15 protein-coding genes are annotated in these 16,006 nt (G+C 43.0%); 13 read left to right on the top strand and 2 right to left on the bottom strand.

The genetic code is table 11. The features are described from left to right. Positions 1 to 6 precede the first annotated feature (6 nt). Positions 7 to 456 (top strand): ATP-binding protein, encoded by a 450-nt coding sequence (locus BLV86_RS10610; RefSeq protein WP_031549709.1) that lies wholly within the window; start codon positions 7 to 9, stop codon positions 454 to 456. Between the two features lie 52 nt (positions 457 to 508). Here BLV86_RS10610 and BLV86_RS17835 read toward each other — a convergent pair whose 3' ends face one another. Both BLV86_RS17835 and BLV86_RS17830 read right to left on the bottom strand, forming a co-directional pair. Further along, on the bottom strand, positions 509 to 1,573 hold the full coding sequence (locus tag BLV86_RS17835; protein WP_031549708.1) for a hypothetical protein: 1,065 nt from the start codon (positions 1,571 to 1,573) through the stop codon (positions 509 to 511). Positions 1,574 to 1,585: 12 nt separating this feature from the next. After that, a complete protein-coding gene (locus BLV86_RS17830; RefSeq protein ID WP_044916246.1) occupies positions 1,586 to 2,437 on the bottom strand; it encodes an L-ribulose-5-phosphate 3-epimerase in 852 nt (283 codons plus the stop codon). 446 nt (positions 2,438 to 2,883) lie between these two features. Here BLV86_RS17830 and ulaG point away from each other — a divergent pair, with 446 nt between their 5' ends. From ulaG to ftsH, 12 genes are all read left to right on the top strand, one after another. After that, complete coding sequence (gene ulaG, locus BLV86_RS10600; protein WP_090817014.1) at positions 2,884 to 3,987, top strand: L-ascorbate 6-phosphate lactonase; 1,104 nt, start codon at positions 2,884 to 2,886, stop codon at positions 3,985 to 3,987. A gap of 16 nt (positions 3,988 to 4,003) precedes the next feature. Next, a complete protein-coding gene (locus BLV86_RS10595) occupies positions 4,004 to 4,480 on the top strand; it encodes a PTS sugar transporter subunit IIA (protein ID WP_031549702.1) in 477 nt (158 codons plus the stop codon). 42 nt (positions 4,481 to 4,522) lie between these two features. Further along, on the top strand, positions 4,523 to 6,010 hold the full coding sequence (locus BLV86_RS10590; protein ID WP_090817011.1) for a PTS ascorbate transporter subunit IIC: 1,488 nt from the start codon (positions 4,523 to 4,525) through the stop codon (positions 6,008 to 6,010). 96 nt (positions 6,011 to 6,106) lie between these two features. Further along, positions 6,107 to 6,418 carry a PTS sugar transporter subunit IIB gene (locus BLV86_RS10585; RefSeq protein WP_090817006.1) on the top strand — a complete coding sequence of 104 codons (312 nt, stop codon included), beginning with the start codon at positions 6,107 to 6,109 and terminating at the stop codon, positions 6,416 to 6,418. Positions 6,419 to 6,510: 92 nt separating this feature from the next. Further along, entirely contained in the window at positions 6,511 to 7,341 is an 831-nt protein-coding gene (locus tag BLV86_RS10580; RefSeq protein ID WP_090817003.1) for an HAD family hydrolase, read from the top strand. Positions 7,342 to 7,449: 108 nt separating this feature from the next. Next, positions 7,450 to 8,223, top strand: coding sequence for a DeoR/GlpR family DNA-binding transcription regulator (locus tag BLV86_RS10575; protein ID WP_090816999.1), 774 nt, complete (start codon positions 7,450 to 7,452; stop codon positions 8,221 to 8,223). A gap of 14 nt (positions 8,224 to 8,237) precedes the next feature. After that, on the top strand, positions 8,238 to 9,053 hold the full coding sequence (locus tag BLV86_RS10570) for a DUF3592 domain-containing protein (protein ID WP_090816996.1): 816 nt from the start codon (positions 8,238 to 8,240) through the stop codon (positions 9,051 to 9,053). A gap of 104 nt (positions 9,054 to 9,157) precedes the next feature. Then, positions 9,158 to 9,853, top strand: a complete 696-nt coding sequence (locus BLV86_RS10565) for an L-ribulose-5-phosphate 4-epimerase (RefSeq protein WP_090816993.1) — start codon at positions 9,158 to 9,160, stop codon at positions 9,851 to 9,853. Between the two features lie 160 nt (positions 9,854 to 10,013). Then, entirely contained in the window at positions 10,014 to 10,670 is a 657-nt protein-coding gene (gene rpe / locus BLV86_RS10560) for a ribulose-phosphate 3-epimerase (protein ID WP_090816991.1), read from the top strand. Positions 10,671 to 10,849: 179 nt separating this feature from the next. Further along, positions 10,850 to 13,432 carry a heavy metal translocating P-type ATPase gene (locus BLV86_RS10555; protein ID WP_090816988.1) on the top strand — a complete coding sequence of 861 codons (2,583 nt, stop codon included), beginning with the start codon at positions 10,850 to 10,852 and terminating at the stop codon, positions 13,430 to 13,432. Between the two features lie 10 nt (positions 13,433 to 13,442). Further along, positions 13,443 to 13,748: a metal-sensing transcriptional repressor gene (locus BLV86_RS10550; RefSeq protein ID WP_031549684.1), complete on the top strand. Its 306-nt coding sequence runs from the start codon at positions 13,443 to 13,445 to the stop codon at positions 13,746 to 13,748. 176 nt (positions 13,749 to 13,924) lie between these two features. After that, positions 13,925 to 15,937 carry an ATP-dependent zinc metalloprotease FtsH gene (gene ftsH / locus BLV86_RS10545; protein WP_044916289.1) on the top strand — a complete coding sequence of 671 codons (2,013 nt, stop codon included), beginning with the start codon at positions 13,925 to 13,927 and terminating at the stop codon, positions 15,935 to 15,937. The last annotated feature ends 69 nt before the right edge of the window (positions 15,938 to 16,006 follow it).

Raw genomic sequence — 16,006 nt, 5'->3', positions numbered from 1 at the left:
ATGACTATGAAGGATATAGTTGAGATCAACAGAAAAGAAATCGTGGTAGATGCGGTTCTCGATGAACTCGATAATGTCACGGATTATATCAGTGAGTATCTGGCTGAAATGGGCTGCAGTACACCTATGGAAATAAAGATCTGCATCGCCTGTGAAGAGATCTTTGTAAATATTGCTAATTATGCATATAAGGAGATGGGACCGGAAGTTCCTCGTCTGGCCTGCGTTTCTTTATCCCGGGATCCATCGGGGGATAATGTTCAGATCACCTTCCGGGATAAGGGGATATTCTATAATCCTCTTGCAAGAGAAGATCCTGATATAACTTTAAAAGCTGAAGAACGTCAGATAGGCGGTCTCGGGATCTTTATGGTGAAGAAATCCATGGACAAAGTCCTTTATGAAAGAGACGGAGATGAAAATGTTCTTATGCTTATTAAGAAGGTGAAAGATTAAAAAGAATTCAAAAAAACCGGGGCGGTTCTCGTGAACCGTCCCGGTTTTTTTGTTATTCTGTAATCTTGTAATAAGCTACTTCGTCTATTTCACGGTTTGTTGCAACTATTACATCAACGCCGTCCTTGTCCTTGAAATGAAGGGCATTTGCACATCCGGTGTTCTTGTCGATGTAGTCAACATGGTAATCGCCTGCAGCTTCGTCCCATGTGATGGCGATGGTGTCCTTGGTTCCCTTTCTCCATCCTACGATCCAGGTCTGCTTGCCAAGTATCTCACAGGCATAGGTTGCGTGAACCATCTCTGTGTCTTTTTCCGGACCGGCAAACTTCCACTGAGGAACATATCTGTCATGCTCATCAAGATGCCAGATTGTTAGTGAATTTCCGTGGAACGGGCTTATCATACCAAGCTCGGGCTTTCCGTCTCCGTCGAAGTCAATGAGAACCGAATCACTTGAAGGAACATCACAAACCTGGGTTACGGTCCAGTCTGCTCCGGGTACTGCAGGCGGATCAAACAGGAAGGTTCCTTCTTCGCATCCAACAAGGGCAGCCTCGTGACCGCCATGTGTGGTCTTTGCATAGCCGTGGTTCTTGAGCATGCCATCCTTTAAAAGAGTAAGCTTCAGCTGATTATCTTCATTGAATCCTGAAAGATCCTTTGGAAGTACCGCACCGTAGCAGGCACCTTTAAAACGCCAGTCGTTCTTATACTCGTGTCCTGACTTCAGGCAGCAGACAATGAGATAATCAACGCCTGAGCGGTGAAGGATTCCGAAGCGGTGAACGAAAGGAGCATTAACAAGAGTTCTTATATCAAAAGAACCATCCGCTTTTGGAGTAGCGATAACGATTTTTGCATTAAGTGAATCGTTAGGGGAGTAGAACTTGTGGGTTGCAAGGAACTGTCCGTCTGTTCCAGGAACCTGTGCCATGGTCATAACTCCGCCGGGCTGTTCCCATACTGTTGTGAGCTGTGTTCCGTCCTCACTAAAGAGATAGCAGGGATCCTGTTTCTCCGCTGCAACAAGGAAACAATGCTGACCCTTGTAGTTCAGCTCTGCCATGGAATAGCACTTATTGAGATTTGATATTACCTTTTTTTCTACATGCATATTTTTCACCTCTTATTTAGACTCTGAAACTTTATCAATGATTTCGCTCATGCTCTTATTGGCAAATTTAATGTCTTCCTTCCAGCTGTCCTGACCGACATACCACATTTCTGTTACGAAACGTCTGATGCCCAGATCCCAGGCCTTATCTACAACACTCTTGAAATCAACATGACCTGTCAGGAATGGGATTTCCCTGAATTTGCCCGGGACTGTTTCCTTAAGATGCAATGCAAAGAGATGTCCGCGGCCGGTTTCAAGGTCATCTAAAACGCTGGTTCCATAGGTTTTTGCAGCGTTTGTCAGATTTCCGGAATCCGGATAAACCCCGAGGTAGGCATTATCAACTGCAGAAACATACTTCATGGACTTTTCTGTGGTGTTCATAAATTCTGTTTCCATGGTCTCAAATCCCATGACTATGCCTTTTGCCGAAGCCATAAGAGTTGCCTTTTTCAGGTTCTCAAGGAAAAGAGCCTTGCTTTCATCGGTACTGTCTTCATAATAAACGTCGTATCCCGCAAGCTGAATGATCCTTATGCCAAGGTCATCGGCGAGACATATGGCCTTTTCCATGATCTCCATACTTCTGTCTCTTGTGGCCTTATCTTTGGAACCGAAGGGATACTTTCTGTGACCGGACAGGCACATGCTTCTGAGTGGAACACCTGTCTCGAACATAGTCTTGATGAGATCAAGACGTTCTTCTTTGGACCATTCCAGACGGGAAAGCTTGTCATCTGTTTCGTCTATGGATATTTCGACGAAATCATAACCGCATTCCTTTGCACATAGTAGCTTCTCCTTCCAGGAAAGATTTCCCGGCATGGCCTTTTCATAAAGGCCGATACTGTATGCTTTCATATCGTTCTCCTTTAATTGGATTAACTTATGCAACAAACGCTCATAAAATGAACGTAAAAACAAACATAACAGGTTCAAAAATAAGGCGTATTGCCTTCTGAATCTGTTATTTTTTGAATTTTTGCTGAAGCCAAAGCTATTATAATACAAAAAAATCTACTAATACAAGGTATTGATAACCAATATAATGAAAAACATGCACAAAAAATCGTGTTAAATTTTTAATGTGTTAAATAATCAGAAAAACGAACATATAAATTTTTTATAAAATAGTGATAAAACCGCCATTTGACGAGACTTATAGGGTGGAAAGAGGGAAAATACAGAAAAATAACGAACATAAAAGCAAACAATTAGTTATTGCGTAATTCACATTATTCTGTTAATGTTTTCATAAAGGCGCATTGAGTTATTTTAATGAATCTATAAAAAGGAGGAAATCTTTGATGAGCAAGATTTCAGAAATGACACGAGAGAGCTGGATCAATAGCACATTCCCTGAGTGGGGAACATGGTTGGTCGAGGATATCGAGAATGAGGTTGTTCCCGAGGGTCAGGTTGCCATGTGGTGGCTTGGTTGTACAGGAATCTGGTTCAAGACTCCGGGCGGCGCAAATCTTACCATAGATTTGTGGTGCGGCAACGGAAAGAGAACCCATGGAAACGGCAAGATGGCTGTTGGACACCAGATGGCAAATATGTGCGGCGGACGTAAGATGCAGCCTAATTTGAGAAATGTTCCGTTCGTGATCGATCCGTTTGCTTTCAAGCAGGTTGATGCAGTTCTTGCAACACATTATCATCAGGATCATATGTCAGCTGAGTGGGCAGCACATGTTATCAATTCAGGAATGACAACAACAGATGAGAACGGAAAAGAGATTCCTGTTCCTTTCATCGGACCACAGAAGTCAGTTGATACCTGGGTTAAATGGGGAGTTCCTGTTGAGAGATGTAAGGTTGTAAAGCCCGGTGATGTGATCAAAATCAAGGATATCGAGATCGTATGTCTCGACAGCTTTGACAGAACCTGTATCGTAACAACAGATTCAACCGGAGAGGACAGAGAAGAGCTTACAGGAAAGTGTCCTACAGATATGGATGAGAAGGCAGTTAACTACCTTGTTAAGACTCCGGGTGGAAACATTTATCATTCAGGTGATTCACACTTCTCAATCTACTTTGCTAAGCATGGTAAGGATCATGACATTGATGTGGCATTCGGCTCATTTGGAGAGAATCCTATCGGTATGCAGGATAAGATGACATCTGTTGATGTACTGAGAATGGCTGAGAACCTTCAGTGCAAGGTTGTTATTCCTATCCACTGGGATGTATGGACAAACTTCCAGGCTGACTGCGAAGAGATCAAGCTTCTTTACGATTTCAAGAAAGATCGTAATGAGTACAAGTTCCATCCATTCTTCTGGCAGGTAGGCGGAAAGTATGTATATCCTCAGGATAAGGATAAGATCTACTATCACCACCGCAGAGGATTCGAGGATTGCTTCGAGCATCCACAGAATATTCCATTCAGATCATGTCTGTAAATGAAAGGGGAAACATATGGGAGTTTTAGAAAAAATTGTTGAAACCGGCAACTACAGTTTCATCGATGGAGAGGGCGTCACATGGCAGGAAGCTGTCAGACTGTCAACACTTCCAATGATTAAGTCAGGCACTGTATCTGAGGATTATTACAAACAGATCGTTGCATGCATCGAGAAGTATGGACCATATGTAGTATTTGAGCATAACATCGCTATGCCTCATACTCAGGAAAATGCAACCGGTGCATTAAAGACCGGCATAGGTTTTATGGCATCAAAAAAGCTTATCGATTTCGGCGTAGATGAGGACGGAGAGAAGAAGGAAGCCAATGTTTTCTTTACACTTTCTTCCACAAATCCTGATGAGCATCTGGACAACATCTCACAGCTCACAGAGATTTTCTTAAACGAGCCGCTTATCGATGCACTTGCCAAAGCAACATCACCTGAGGATATTCTTGAAGCAGCTAAGAAGTATCCTTGTGAAGAATAAAAGTTAAATATTGTTTATTTATTAAATGGAGGAAAAAAATCAATGTCTATTCTTGTGGAAATTTGGAAATTTTTCACGACCTATATCTTAAGACAGGCTCCTTACATGGTAGGCTTTCTTACACTTATCGGTTACTGCCTTATGGGCAAAAAATGGTATGAGACACTCAGTGGTACTATCAAAGCGATTGTTGGCTTCCTGATCCTAAATGCTGGTTCCGGTGGATTGACAAGTAACTTCAGACCTATCCTTGCAGGTCTTCGTGAGCGTTTCAACCTTAATGCAGCAGTTATCGATCCTTACTACGGACAGAACGCCGTAGAGGCAGGTGTTGAAGAAGTATTTGGAAAGGGCTTCTCACAGGCTCTGACACTTCTCCTGATCGCGTTCATCGTAAATATCTTACTTGTAAGATTCAACAAGATCACAAAGTGCCGTTCACTCTTCACAACAGGTCACGTTCAGGTACAGCAGGCTGCTACAGCTTACTGGCTCATCCTCTTCGCGCTTCCTGCACTCAGAAACAACGATATGACACTCCTTATCGTTATGGCTGTCATTCTCGGTTCTTACTGGGCAGTTGGTTCAAACCTTACAGTTAAGCCTATGCAGGAGCTTACAGATGGTGCAGGATTTGCTATCGCTCATCAGCAGATGTTCGGTATCCGTCTTGCTTATATCCTTGCAGACAAGTTATTCGGAACAGACGGTGGAAAGAAGAAGAGAGAAGTTAAGAAGGTTGGCGAGATGGAGATGCCTGGTTTCTTCTCAATCTTTAACGAGAATATGGTATGTACAGCTATCCTCATGACTGTATTCTTCGGAATCATCATGATGGTTATCGGTAAGGATTTCTTCGTTGAGAATGGTTCAATGAAGGTTGACAGCTTTGGTTTCTACATCATCAATACATCACTTCAGTTCGCTGTATATCTTGCAATCCTTCAGCTCGGTGTTCGTACATTCGTTACAGAGCTCACAGCTTCTTTCCAGGGTATCGCTGATAAGCTTCTTCCTGCATCAGTTCCCGGTGTTGACTGTGCAGTTTGCTACGGTTTCGGTGATTCAAACGCTGTTACATTTGGTTTCCTTGCAGGTCTTACAGGTCAGATCGTTGCTATCCTTGCACTTATCGTTATGGGTAGCCCGACCATCATCATCTGCGGATTCGTTCCTGTATTCTTTGATAATGCTACAATCGGACTTGTTGCCAACGAAAAGGGCGGACTTAAGGCTTGTCTCATAATTCCATTCCTTTCAGGTCTTATCCAGGTATTCGGTGCAGCTTTCATTTCAGGATGGGTTGGACTTGCAAACTACGGCGGATATCTCGGAATGTTCGACTGGGATACAGTATGGCCTTGCTTCACAGTTCTTATGCACTATCTTGGATATATTGGTATCGCTATCGTTGTTGTTATCCTCTTTGCTCTTCCTCAGCTTGAGTATCGTCAGGATCCTGAAGGATACTTCCTTATCACAGAGGACTATGAGGCATACAAGGAGCACATTGCTAAGAAGAATGCTTAAGTCGGGGGTTTAAACATTATCACATGTAACTAAAAAAGGAGTGACATATTCTTTCGAAAGATGTGTCACTCCGATATTCTCAAAGGAGGCTATTAAATGGCAAAGAAATTAGATAATAAGAAAATTCTTGCATGTTGTGCAAATGGAGCAGGTTCTTCACTTATGATGGAGAATGCTATTAAGAAGGTTCTTACACGTAACGGCATCAAGGTTGCAGAGCTTCGTCATGCACCTATCTCTGAAGGAAAGACAGCTTCTAGAAACTATGATGTTGTGTTCTGCGCAAAGACCTTTGTTAACACTTTTGAGGGTGTTGAGGCCAACGGAACAGTTCTTATTCCTCTTAAGAATGTTATGTCAGATAAGGAAATCGAGGCAGCACTTGCAGAGAGAGAACTGCTTGATTAATTCTTCATTTAGATAACTAAGTCTTTGATAACAGCGAAATTCAAAAATATAGAGTTTCGCTGTTATTCCATATAAAGAAAAAAGAGAACGCTATGGACAAAAAAGTATTGTTTCTTGACATTGACGGAACTCTTGTGGATGATCAAAAAAGGATAAGCAATGATAACAAAAATGCCATAGATCTGATGATTTCCAAAGGGCATAAAGTTATCATCAATACCGGTCGTCCTCTCTTTGGAGTGACCGGGATCATCAAGGAGCTGTCCCTTGAAAGAGAGGGATGTTACGTTCTTGCATTTAATGGAGGTCTCCTTTATGAGCCTCTTACTAAAAAGATTCTGTATAAATCTACTTTATCTCCTGAACTTATCAAATTGGTATCTTCCGAAGCAATAAAAGAGAAGGTGCATATCCATATGTTTGACGAATGGGATGTACTTTGTGAGTCCCATTGGGAAGATGATGATCTCAGATACTATATAGGCCGTCTTCCGGGTTTAAAATATAAGCTCATACCCGATGATGATCTAAGTGATGTTTATTCATATAAGATAAGTGGTGTGGATCAATCCTCAAAAGAGAGACTTGAAGAGTTTGGTGCCAGACTAAAGTGTATATCCGATGGCCGGATCGATGCATTCCTTTCTCACAGTACGCTGCTTGAGATCGTGATATCCGGACAGAATAAGGGAACAGGAATTGACAAGGTTATGGAGGTTCTTGGAATAGATAAGAGACATTCCATAGCAGTCGGAGATGAAGAAAATGATATTCCCATGCTGGAACAGGCAGGGATAGGTGTGGCTACAAAAAATGCAACACAAAAACTAAAAGATGTGGCCGATATGGTAACAGAAAATGACAACAACAATTCTGCAGTTGCGGAAGTGATATACAAGCTCATACTTAAAGACTGTAATTAATCAGTATTTCCGTATATAATAAGTGTGTTTTCCGAGTCGATGCATCAGTACCATTTGTGTTAAACGACTCTACCCTATTTACTAAAAAAATGCTCTTGGAGATTACTAATGAAGAATACGCGAAAAAGTGTTGAGGAGCGACAACTGAATATCCTGAAAGCTGTTAACCAGCGGGGTGAGATAAAGGTAGAGGATCTGGTTGAGCTATACGGTATATCTGCCATGACAGTCAGAAGAGACCTCCAGTATCTGGAGGACAGGCAGATGCTTTTCAGGACACATGGAGGTGCCATGTCTCTTGAAAGAAGCAGATATACGAAACTGATGACTCCCGAGATTGCAGTTTATCGTGATAAGATATCACGATATGCTTCAAATCTTCTTGAGGATGGGGATACCATCTTTATAAATGCCAGTAAAACTGCTTTGGGAATACTTAAGTTTGTAAATGACAAGCATATCACCGCAATAACAAATAACGGATGGGTATTTGAAGAACAGTATCCTGATAATGTTTCCATACACATTACCGGCGGACAAGTCAGAGGCAAGGCTATGGTGGGAGATTACGTTATGAGAAATCTTCTGGATATGTCTGTGGACAAAACCTTTGTAGGCTGTGCCGCTGTGTATGATAATGGTGAGTTCAGGTATGACATACCTACCGAGATAGGTATCAATGAAGCCATGATAAGCAGGACTAAGCAGTCTTTCTATATTCTTGCAGATCATACCAAACTTATGCACGGTTCAGAAAGAAGCAGCCTGTATGGAAGCTTCATATATGAGCAGCCGGTAACATTGATAACGGATGACATGTCAGATCCAGAGATCCTTGAAAGGCTTAGGGGATTAGGAATGGAAGTAATTGTAGTTAAGTGATGGTTGGAGGCGTAATGCAGGATTTCACACAGTATTTTTTATATATTCCGGGAATTGTGATTTTTCTTCTGGGTTCAGGTCAGGTGAGAAACTGGCTCACAAGTCACAGGCATGGATCTGTAGCAGGGCTTGTGGTGCGCTGTGAGCACGTTGTCAAGAAGGACAAGAAAGACCGGGAAGTCTTCAATTACTTCAATACTACGATTGAATATGTAAATCCCAAAACAGGAAATAAAGAAATACACGCAATAAAGACTCCGACGGAATATGCAGTGGGACAGCAGGTGCGCCTGACGAAAACATCGGATTTGGGAAATTTCGTAATCAATGATGCGGATGAGAGTTCTGTATTTCATCCTGTCGCCGTAATGCTTGGAGGAGCACTTACTATACTTATAGCTCTATGGACAAACCAGGGTAATGAAATATATGCCATGGGAAGTCTTGGCTTGTTATTTATGGGAGCCGGTGTCTGCCTTATTTACAATTATGTAAGTATTTCCCGTATGGGACTTAAATCCCTTGAAGCTGAAATAATTGATACTTATAAAAGACAGATATCCAAGTCAACTAAGATCTTAAGAGGAGATAAAATTATTTATTATCCTGTGGTGAAATATGAAATGAACAGAAATGAAAACATTATGTGTCTGCATGTGAATTCAGAGTATGAGAAAACATTTCCCATAGGAGATAAGATCACACTGTTCTATGATGAAAAAAGTCATCAGATCAGGGAAAATAATGCAAAACCAATACAACTTATTGTTGGAGTATTGCTTTTTGCACTGGGTGTAGCAGTAGCGCTTTCAATAACGGCTGCATTATAATATAAGATGGAATCTGAAAGTATTCTTTTCAGATGCTAAAAACTGTGTGCTACCGCGATGATAATCGTGGTCAGGAATATTATTAATAATTAGGAGGTTTTCTAATGTTAGAGGAACTTAAGAAAAAGGTTTATGAGGCAAATATTCTTCTTCCAAAGTACAAGCTTGTTACATTTACCTGGGGTAATGTAAGTGAGATCGACCGTGAGTCAGGACTTTTTGTTATCAAGCCAAGTGGAGTAGAATATGATGACATGACTCCTGATGACATGGTAGTTGTTGACCTTGAGGGCAATAAGGTTGAAGGAAAGCTTAACCCTTCATCTGATACCGCTACACATGTAGAGATTTATAAGGCATTCAAGGATATCGGAGGCATCGTTCATACTCATTCACCTTATGCTACAGCCTGGGCACAGGCAGGACGCAGCATTCCATGCTACGGAACAACACATTGCGACTATATCTATGAAGAGATTCCTTGCGTAAGATGTCTTACAAAAGAAGAGATAGATACAGCTTACGAAGTTAACACTGGAAAACTTATCGTATCTGAATTCCAGCGCATGGAAAAGGATCCTGTAGCTGTTCCTGTAGTACTTTGCAACTACCACGGTGTATTTAGCTGGGGTAAGGATGCTCACGAGGCAGTTCATAATTCAGCTGTTGCAGAGGAAGTTGCTAAGATGGCATTCTGGACTGAACTCATCAATAAGGATGTAAAGCCGGCACCTCAGGAGCTTATGGATAAGCATTATTTCCGTAAGCATGGTGCTAACGCATACTACGGCCAGGGCTGATCTTTTTATACGTATGCCGGAGCCGGCGGGCATTCAAATGAATGTCCGCCGGCTCCGGCTGTTTTATATCAGAATTAACTAATACTATTCTTATTGCTGTTTAAAGATGTATAATTCAAATAAGAGTTATTAAAATATTATGATCGAGGAGTATTTAGAAATGAGAATTTTGAGTCCTTCTATTCTGTCGGCGGATTTCAAGAATCTGGGACAGCAGATTGTTGATGTAAAGGAAGCAGGAGCAGAATACCTTCATGTAGATGTTATGGACGGTGTATTTGTAAAGTCCATATCACTTGGAATGCCGGTTATAAAAAGTGCCAGAAGCGCATGCGATATCTTTTTTGATGTACACCTTATGATTGTGGATCCTGTAAGATATATTGAAGAAATAGCCGCTTCCGGAGCTGACGGCATAACCTTCCATCTGGAAGCTGCCGAGGATCCCATGGCTGTTATTGACAAGATTCACAGCCTCGGAAAGCGTGCCGGAATATCCATTAAACCCGGCACAGATGTATCAGCACTCGAGCCTTTCATCGACAAGGTTGAAATGATCCTCCTCATGACAGTGGAACCCGGCTTCGGCGGCCAGAAAATAATCCCTGAAAGCTTTGACAGAATAAAAGCCGTCAGAAAAATGCTCGAAACCACCGGTTCCAAAGCCGACCTCGAAGTCGACGGCGGTATCAAAAAAGACAACGTCCAGTCAATCGTCCAGGCCGGCGCCAACGTCATCGTTGCCGGCTCCGCCATTTACGCTGGTGACGCAGCCGCGAACGTCAAAGAATTTTTATCTCTGATAAATAATGCGTAAATAAGTACTTTTAGCCAATACGTGAAGAAAATGCAGGGGCCGTCGCACATCCCCTGCATTTTCTGTCCCATTTTAAAAAAACAGGTATTGACTAACATACCCCCGGGTGGTATATTTAGCTCACACCTCAAGATAGGGGGGTGGGGGTATATAGATTACAGATCATCACGGAGGACGAGATGGAACAATATATAGTAACCGGCATGAGCTGTGCCGCATGCCAGGCAAGAGTAGAGAAAGCCGCGAAAAAAGTCCCGGGTGTAAAAGAAGCAAACGTCTCACTGCTGACCAACACACTAATGGTCGACGGCACTGCAGAAGCCTGTGAAATCATAAAAGCCGTTGAAGAAGCCGGCTACGGCGCCTCTGTAAAAGGAGCAGAGAAGACAGAAGAAAACACCTATGAAGACAGCCTGAAAGCCCAGGAAGAAGCATTAAAAGACCATGAAACACCAGTGCTTAAGAAACGCCTTCTCAGATCGGCACTGCTTCTCCTGACACTTATGTACCTCTCCATGGGACACAACATGGCAGGATTCCCGGTTCCCGCCTTTCTTGAAAATCACGCGGCCAATGCATTGACCCAGATGCTCATCGCCATAGTCGTGATGTATATAAACAGAAAATTTTTCATAGACGGATTCAGGACGCTGTTTGACGGATCCCCCAATATGGATGCACTCATCGCGTTGGGATCCTCAGCCTCCTTTGCTTATTCACTTGTGTCACTTTATATCATGATAAACGCCATGGGCAGAGGCGAAATGGAAACAGTTCATCATCTGGCTCACAACCTGTACTTTGAAACAGCTGCTATGATACCTACGCTTATAACCGTAGGAAAACTCCTGGAGGCAATGTCCAAGGGACATACAACAGACGCGCTTAAAAGTCTTATGAAGCTGTCACCAAAAACAGCGGTTCTTTACAGGGACGGGAAAGAGATTGAAGTTCCTATTGCTGAAGTTAAAACCGGAGACCTGTTTGTTGTAAGACCCGGAGAGAATATCCCCGTGGACGGAATCATAGAAGAAGGAGAAACTTCAGTAAATGAGTCAGCCCTTACGGGAGAGTCCATACCGGTTGACAAAACTATCGGAGATATGGTGTCCGCCGGAACCATCAATCAGTCTGGTTATGTAAAAGCCAGGGCTACGAGAGTTGGTAAGGATACAACATTATCCCAGATCATAAATATGGTATCGGATGCAGCTGCAACAAAGGCTCTTATTGCAAGAATTGCGGATCAGGTAGCGTCAGTGTTTGTGCCTTTCGTCATTATCGTTTCAGTGCTTACATTATTTATCTGGCTTTTCATGGGAAAGGGAGTCGAGTTCTCCATTCCGAGAGCAGTTGCTGTGCTGGTTATTTCATGCCCTTGTGCATTGGGACTTGCAACACCTGTGGCCATCATGGTTGGTAACGGTATGGGAGCAAAAAACGGTATCCTTTATAAAACCGCCGCTTCCCAGGAACAGTCCGGACGCATCGAAATAGTTGCTCTTGATAAAACCGGAACCATCACAAAGGGTGAGCCTGTGGTAACAGATATAATACCGGAGGAAGGCGTAAAAAAGGAAGAACTTCTGAGTCTTGCGGCTTCCCTGGAACAGAAATCAGAACACCCTCTGGCAAAGGCAGTTATGAGCTATGCTAATGTTAATCATATCCATATTCCGGAGGTTAGCGATTTCCGGGCATTACCTGGAAACGGCATAACGGCAAAGCTTGACGGTCACGAAATATTCGGAGGCTCCGGCAAGTTCATGATGGATAAATTCGGAGCTTCTGATACAATTGAAAGAAAGTCCGATGAGCTTTCGGAAAAGGGAAAGACACCGCTTTTCTTTTCTCAAGACAGTAAGCTTCTGGGCATGATCGCTGTTTCTGATACCATCAAAGAGGATTCCGAAAAAGCCATAAAAGAGCTTAAAGGCATGGGCATCGAGGTTTACATGATCACCGGTGACAATGAAAAAACCGCCCATGCAATCGCAGAGCAGGCAGGAGTTGATCACGTTATAGCCGGAGTTCTTCCGGACGGTAAGGAAGCGGTTATCCGTGAACTTCAGAAAAAAGGCAAGGTTGCCATGGTGGGTGACGGAATCAATGATGCGCCGGCATTAACAAGAGCGGACCTTGGTGTAGCCATAGGGGCGGGAGCTGATGTAGCCATTGATGCTGCCGATGTGGTGATCATGAAGTCAAAGCTTACGGATGTGGCTGCCTCCATAAGACTTGGCAGGGCAACCATAAGGAATATCCATCAGAACCTGTTCTGGGCATTTTTTTACAATGTTATCTGCATACCTCTTGCGGCAGGATTTTACTCTGCGCTTTTCGGCTGGAATTTTGAAATGAATCCTATGGTGGGAGCTGCCGCCATGAGCATTTCCAGCTTTACGGTATGTATGAATGCTTTGAGACTTAACCTTTTCGATGTATTTGATGCATCAAAGGATAAGATGATAAAAAGAAAAACTACAGCTTCTGCGGAAAAGGAAGTTGAGTTGGATACAAATGAAGAAACAAAAAAGGAGAATGAAATCATGACAGAAACAGTTAATATCAAGGGAATGATGTGCGGACATTGTGAGGCAACAGTTAAGAAGGCTCTGGAGGCTCTTGACGGAGTTACTTCTGCAGCAGTTTCACATGACAGCGGAACAGCGGTTATCGAGCTTTCAAAGGAAGTTGACGAGGCAGTCATAAAGAAGGCTGTTGAGGATCACGACTTTGAGTTCGTTTCTATCGTGAAGTAAGGTGGATGACATGCCTGCTTGTTGTGACGGAGAGAATGTAAGACATAAGAACAGAACACCTGAGCAGATCAAGGCGCTGACTACTAGACTTAATCGTATAGAAGGCCAGATCTGCGGCATAAAAAAGATGATCGAGGACAACAGGTATTGTCCGGATATTCTTATCCAGGTGAGTTCAGTCCAGGCTTCTCTCAATTCCTTTAACAAAGAACTCTTAAGTTCACATATCAAGTCCTGCGTTGTTGAAGACATTAAAGAAGGAAAAGAAGAAGCAGTTGATGAGCTGTGTGAACTTTTGAAGAAAACGATGAAATAATCAAACCAGAAAACTTCCGGAGATTTGAATCTTCGGAAGTTTTTTAACTGTTCACAACGAATACACATTTGATATATATAATCAACAATCATTAAATTGAAAAGTATTTTCAATTCAACGAAGAGTAGCAGAAAGGACATTGTATGATAAATATCTTTAATGTTTTCAAAGGCAGGATGGGTAAGTCACAGCTCAATCTTGCTAATGAAAACTATTCCGGGAACAAAAACCCAAATGACAACGGATTTGACAATTTCAATGATTTTTTCAATCAGTTCAATAAAAACAACCAAAACCAGAACGGCGGGAACAGCTATAAGCCTCGAAACAGAAAGCCGCTTGTGTTCTATTATTTTGTCGCCCTGGTGATCATTCTTTTGCTGAACACCTTCGTGTTCCCGTCAATTATGACGCGATCGGTGAAGGATACGACCTATACGGAGTTTAAAAATGCTGTTGAGAACAAGGCTATTACAGACGTTAAATTCACTGATGACACTATATATTATGTAGTCGATTACAACGGTAAGAATCTTACCTGCCGCACGGGGAGAATCAAGAACGAGTACACAGAGGCATATGTGCTGGATGCTCTATTCTCCCAGAATGTCAATTTCAACGAAGAGATACCTGTTGAGACAAGCCCAATAATCAGCTTCCTTTTAAGCTGGATTTTCCCCATCCTGATTTTCTGGGCCCTCGGAAACTGGCTTTCCAGAAAAATGGCCTCAAGCATGGGTTCCATGGGAGGCGGCGGAATGTTCGGAGGCTTTGGAAAGTCCAATGCCAGAGAATATGAAGCCAATGGTGACAACAAGGTAACCTTCAGGGATGTTGCAGGTGAGGATGAGGCCAAGGAGCTTCTTAATGAGATGGTTGACTATCTTAAGGAGCCTGACAAGTACACTGAGATAGGTGCACATATTCCAAAGGGTGCGCTTCTTGTAGGTCCTCCGGGAACAGGTAAGACACTTCTTGCAAAGGCTGTGGCAGGAGAAGCAAATGTTCCTTTCTTCTCTATTTCGGGTTCTGAATTTGTAGAGATGTTCGTAGGTATGGGTGCCGCCAAGGTCAGAGATCTTTTTGACCAGGCAAAGAAAAAAGCGCCTTGTATCATTTTTATCGATGAGATCGATGCCATAGGTAAAAAGAGAGGCGGCGGAGCCATAGGCGGTAATGATGAGCGTGAGCAGACCCTGAACCAGCTCCTTACTGAGATGGACGGTTTCGATTCTTCAAAGGCCATCATTATTCTTGCAGCAACAAACCAGCCGGATTCTCTCGATCCCGCACTTCTGAGACCGGGTCGTTTTGACAGACGTGTTCCTGTCGAGCTTCCTGATTTCCAGGGAAGAGTGGATATCCTGAAGGTTCATGCAAGGGATATCAAGATGGCTGAGAATGTCAATCTCGAAGCCATTGCAAAAGCCGCAGCGGGTGCCAGCGGTGCGGAACTTGCCAACATTATCAATGAATCTGCATTAAGGGCTGTAAGAGCAGGACGCGAGAGAGTTATCCAGTCAGACCTCGAAGAGTCCATAGAAGTGGTTATAGCCGGTTACCAGAAGAAAAATAAGGTAATGACGGATAAGGAAAAGCTTATCGTTTCATATCATGAGGTGGGACATGCTCTTGTAGCGGCTCTTCAGAAGAACAGTGCGCCTGTGCAGAAGATCACCATTATCCCGAGAACATCAGGCGCTCTTGGCTACACCATGCAGGTTGAGGAAGAGGGAAATCACTACCTTTACTCAAAGGAAGAGCTTGAGAACAAGATCGCAACACTTACAGGCGGAAGATGTGCTGAGGAGCTGATCTTCCATACCTGCACTACCGGTGCAAGCAATGATATCGAGCAGGCTACAAAGTATGCCCGTGCAATGATCACACGCTATGGTATGTCTGACGAGATCGGTATGGTTGCCATGGAGCAGCTTCAGAATCAGTATCTCGGCGGTGACGCGTCGCTTACCTGTTCACCGGAAACCCAGACCAGGATTGATAAGATGACTGTTGATCTTGTGAAGGAGCAGCATGACAAGGCTATGCAGCTTCTTAAGGACAATATGAATAAGCTTCATGAGATTACAAAGTTCCTTTACGAGAAGGAGACTATCACAGGAGCCGAATTCATGGAGATACTTAACCGCAAGGAGGTTGATCCTTCGGTTGTGGCTCCTTCAAATTAATTTGAAAAACATACTGGCGGATGGATGCTGCAAAAGGTGTCCATCCGCTTTTGCTTTTGTTAAATATAT

This window comes from Oribacterium sp. KHPX15, assembly GCF_900107835.1.
In the GTDB taxonomy this organism is placed as follows: domain Bacteria; phylum Bacillota; class Clostridia; order Lachnospirales; family Lachnospiraceae; genus Oribacterium.
This window is presented reverse-complemented; position numbering and strand designations above follow the sequence as displayed.

Excerpts from the sequence above, each read along its gene's own strand:
- BLV86_RS10570 (WP_090816996.1), top strand. The coding sequence starts at position 8,238 with ATGCAGGATTTCACACAGTATTTTTTATATATTCCGGGAATTGTGATT.
- rpe (WP_090816991.1), top strand. The coding sequence starts at position 10,014 with ATGAGAATTTTGAGTCCTTCTATTCTGTCGGCGGATTTCAAGAATCTG.
- ulaG (WP_090817014.1), top strand. The coding sequence starts at position 2,884 with ATGAGCAAGATTTCAGAAATGACACGAGAGAGCTGGATCAATAGCACA.
- ftsH (WP_044916289.1), top strand. The coding sequence starts at position 13,925 with ATGGGTAAGTCACAGCTCAATCTTGCTAATGAAAACTATTCCGGGAAC.
- BLV86_RS10555 (WP_090816988.1), top strand. The coding sequence starts at position 10,850 with ATGGAACAATATATAGTAACCGGCATGAGCTGTGCCGCATGCCAGGCA.
- BLV86_RS10550 (WP_031549684.1), top strand. The coding sequence starts at position 13,443 with ATGCCTGCTTGTTGTGACGGAGAGAATGTAAGACATAAGAACAGAACA.
- BLV86_RS17830 (WP_044916246.1), bottom strand. The coding sequence starts at position 2,437 with ATGAAAGCATACAGTATCGGCCTTTATGAAAAGGCCATGCCGGGAAAT.
- BLV86_RS10565 (WP_090816993.1), top strand. The coding sequence starts at position 9,158 with ATGTTAGAGGAACTTAAGAAAAAGGTTTATGAGGCAAATATTCTTCTT.
- BLV86_RS10585 (WP_090817006.1), top strand. The coding sequence starts at position 6,107 with ATGGCAAAGAAATTAGATAATAAGAAAATTCTTGCATGTTGTGCAAAT.
- BLV86_RS10610 (WP_031549709.1), top strand. The coding sequence starts at position 7 with ATGAAGGATATAGTTGAGATCAACAGAAAAGAAATCGTGGTAGATGCG.
- BLV86_RS10590 (WP_090817011.1), top strand. The coding sequence starts at position 4,523 with ATGTCTATTCTTGTGGAAATTTGGAAATTTTTCACGACCTATATCTTA.
- BLV86_RS10580 (WP_090817003.1), top strand. The coding sequence starts at position 6,511 with ATGGACAAAAAAGTATTGTTTCTTGACATTGACGGAACTCTTGTGGAT.
- BLV86_RS10575 (WP_090816999.1), top strand. The coding sequence starts at position 7,450 with ATGAAGAATACGCGAAAAAGTGTTGAGGAGCGACAACTGAATATCCTG.
- BLV86_RS17835 (WP_031549708.1), bottom strand. The coding sequence starts at position 1,573 with ATGCATGTAGAAAAAAAGGTAATATCAAATCTCAATAAGTGCTATTCC.
- BLV86_RS10595 (WP_031549702.1), top strand. The coding sequence starts at position 4,004 with ATGGGAGTTTTAGAAAAAATTGTTGAAACCGGCAACTACAGTTTCATC.